Source organism: Flavobacterium amniphilum (assembly GCF_023634845.1).
In the GTDB taxonomy this organism is placed as follows: Bacteria; Bacteroidota; Bacteroidia; order Flavobacteriales; family Flavobacteriaceae; genus Flavobacterium; species Flavobacterium amniphilum.
On sequence record NZ_JAMLJL010000041.1, the window covers coordinates 1 to 3,361 of the forward strand.

Sequence of the window (3,361 nt, forward strand, 5' to 3'; positions counted from 1 at the left end):
ATCTGACTCCTCAAAATCCAGTCTCAATACTTGAACATTCCAGACCTGACAGGTTTTCAAAAACCTGTCAGGTCTAATTATCCTTCAATCAAACCAATTCACTACACCCAAAAGTAAATTTTCAAAACCGACTGTAAAACCAACTGGCTTCTGGAAAAGCAAATCGTTCTCCGGTTCAGTCTTTTTAAATGGGTGCGTAATGAAAGATTCATCCGTTCAATATGATTAGTACCGAATCGCTTTGTTTTATGAACATGAGCATCCAGCAAATATTTGTAATGCTTCAACTTATCAGTGTATACAGCTAGCGGATTGGAAAACTTCACCGTTTTTAAAACTACATTCAATGTGTTGTTAGTCCTTCGTCCAACATGGAAACTGATAATCTTTCTGGTTTCCCTTTCCAAAGCGTAAACAATCCATACTAACCTGTCTTTTCTCTTGATATACGTTCTGATTTCATCGACTTCATAAATCTTATGCATTTAAATTACAGGCTGTTGTATGGTTTTAGCGATGGAAATAATTCTTTTTAATAGGGTAGTGGTGGATATTTTCAATACTCTTGCCGTGCTTCTTATGCCAAGTCCTTCCTTAGTGAACAAGATAATTTTACTGTTTACTTCTGAATTATAGGCTTTATAAATATAAGTTTCAACTTTAGTTTTTCCACAAACTTTACAAATAAACCTTGATTCCCGGATTTTGTTTTGCCATACTTTATAGTTCTTAAACAATCACCAACACATCTGATACACGAACTCAACTCTGAAGCCATTTTCTTCGATTTAAAGGATTAAATACTAAAAAAGCAACCCGAAGGTTGCTTTTAAATTCTCAATTATAAAGTTAAAAATGTTTGATTTTCAAAATAGTTATTAGCTAAAAATAGGTTACCAACACATCTGATACATTACCAGGCAAAAATGGCATGTTAGTTTTAAACAATATAAGATGCAAAATTATAAGTAGGGTTTTCTCTGTGGTTAGCAGACAAACTCCGTTTGTAGATATCTATAAATTTGCATCTTAATTGTTTAATTAAAGTTGTTTTTTATCATAGAATGCGCTATCGGGGTGATGGTATACTCATTTTTCCCCATAAAGTCCAGTATGCCCTAATTTGATACATTACCCAAACTATATTTTAAATCCTGAATAATCTTATCCTCATTAATCAAGTAACACAAGACCCTTTCTTTATAATAATTTGGAAAAAATTCAAACATTAATATTCCTCCTTTCAGATAGAAAGTTTTAAAAGGATAATAAGGCAAATTATAGTCTTCAATTTTCAATGACTTAAGAATAGGCTTATTTATATCTTCTATAAAATTTATCTTGTCATTCTCATTAAAAACAACTATCATTTGATCATAAAAACTTTCATAATCAAAAACATTTTTAAAAGTTATTATTGTTTTCTTCTTATCATCCTTAATGTTAAAGAACACATATTGGTTATTTTGAAAATAATAAGAAATATTTCCTTTATTATTTAGCCATTTAATTATTCTCGGTCTATAGATCTTATGCGTCAATACTTTATTTACAATAGGTGAATTAAAGTCTATGTTAGTTAAATCACTATTATCAAATTCAATATTTTTTTCATAATTATTAATTAAATTCTCTATAAAGTTTAGCGATTTCTCAACATCAAAATCGTATTTATAAAAAAAGATGGTAAGTTTCTTTTTTGTTTTATGACATGCTGTTGAATCTGTCCCAGGTAGTCTTTCATAAAAAAAGAATTGGATATTTTTTTTAAATTTTTTCTCTTTAGTAAGTAAATCAATATACTGTCCCAATATGAATACTTTATTGTTTTTCTCTGTATAAAATGAAGTGGATGATATTACTTCAACATTGCCATACTTTGCGGTAGCATACTTAGTTGAATCTGCATAACTTTTAAATGCAAATAGTAATAATAAATAAAAAATATTTTTCATAATTAATCTTTTTTAGGGTCCACTTTTTTGTAATCAGGTAATGGCTTAACAACAGGGGTAACAGTACCCGAAACATTATTCATGCGCATAATTGAATTTGGATCACTAGGGGTAATTCTTGACAAATTATAATCTACTTTAAATTGAGGTTTACCTTCATTGTTTTTTGTGATCCAAACCAAACCACTAGGTGTAAATGTATAAGATCCTTCATAATTTTTACCCAAACGCTTAATTTGATTTTGCCAAAAAGGCATATCTCCTGAACCAACACTTGGACCGTTAGCTCCTTCCACAATTTTAAAGTTCTTTAGTACACTAAGTTTCCCTGTTTGTAAATATTTTAATTCAGAATTTGTTGCTTTTTCATCAAAATCCTTTAAAGAATACTCTTTTCTTGTAAGGATTGCAAATCTCTGATTAGAGTCATTACCATGACCATGACCATCTCCAACATATTGACCCCCTTCAGGTAAATCATTTGAGGAAAGAATATTTACTTTTGCATTTCCATTCAAATCAACGGGATCACCTTCAACTGGTGTTGTATAAGAATATTTATATACGTCACCTACTTTAATTTTATAATATTGAGTACCAACTTCTCTCTTGTTAGCAATAGAATATCCATTATATTGGCTCCCAAAATTTTCAGCTGCTTTTTCCATATCATCAAATGGAAGATGAGGCTCTAAACCTTCTAATTCTCTTGCGTGAATTACTATATTACCACTAAATGTGTAAGGTGACCAAGTATTATATTTTTCTGTTAATGGATCTACACTCATAAAACGTCCAATAGCATAATCATAGTTTCTCCATTTAAAGCTATCCCAATTCAGTCCAAGTTCATCTTGACGCTCTTGACCTTGGAACTTATACTTATGGTTCAAAGAACTCTCCATCGTCAGAATATACCCCCAGTCCTTCATGTTCTGCTCCGGTTCGTTGTAGCCTTTGTGTTTTAGTCCAAATGGGTAGTAGTTGCTTTCTTCCACAATATAAGGTGTTCCACTACCGTCATCGGTGTACTTTACCCTTACATTCCCTAAATGATCTGTGTAATTGAAATAATACACATAATTCCCCTTGTCACTCATAACAAATCCTTCGAAATGTGAAAAAAACTGAAGTACTTCGTCTTTATATTGGAAGCCTCCATCCAAATAATCCGTTCGCATTATTTTTTGCACATAAGTCGTTGGGCCTACAGAAGAATTAGTTTGTGTAGTGTTAGTACTTACAATTGTTCTCTTCATCTCCGATCCGCCGCCGCCGCTGTAATCTGGTTCATAATAATGAACTTTCTTTGCTTTTTTACTCCCTACCGCATCGTAAATATACTCAATTTTGGTCTGCTTGCCGTGTGGGTTGTAAAAAGTAATATTTACTGGCAGGTTCAAATG

The 3,361-nt window shown here is 31.6% G+C and carries 2 protein-coding genes and 1 pseudogene; all 3 read right to left on the minus strand.

Going from position 1 to position 3,361, the window contains the following annotated elements; genetic code table 11:
• Positions 1–101: 101 nt before the first annotated feature.
• A pseudogene (locus tag NAT51_RS19860) lies at positions 102–778 on the minus strand (IS1 family transposase).
• Between the two features lie 340 nt (positions 779–1,118).
• Complete coding sequence (locus NAT51_RS19545; protein WP_250601788.1) at positions 1,119–1,955, minus strand: hypothetical protein; 837 nt, start codon at positions 1,953–1,955, stop codon at positions 1,119–1,121.
• A 2-nt stretch (positions 1,956–1,957) separates the two neighbouring features.
• The coding region (locus NAT51_RS19550) for an RHS repeat domain-containing protein (protein WP_250601790.1) at positions 1,958–3,361 on the minus strand (1,404 nt) is incomplete at its 5' end.

Excerpts from the sequence above, each read along its gene's own strand:
- NAT51_RS19545 (WP_250601788.1), bottom strand. The coding sequence starts at position 1,955 with ATGAAAAATATTTTTTATTTATTATTACTATTTGCATTTAAAAGTTAT.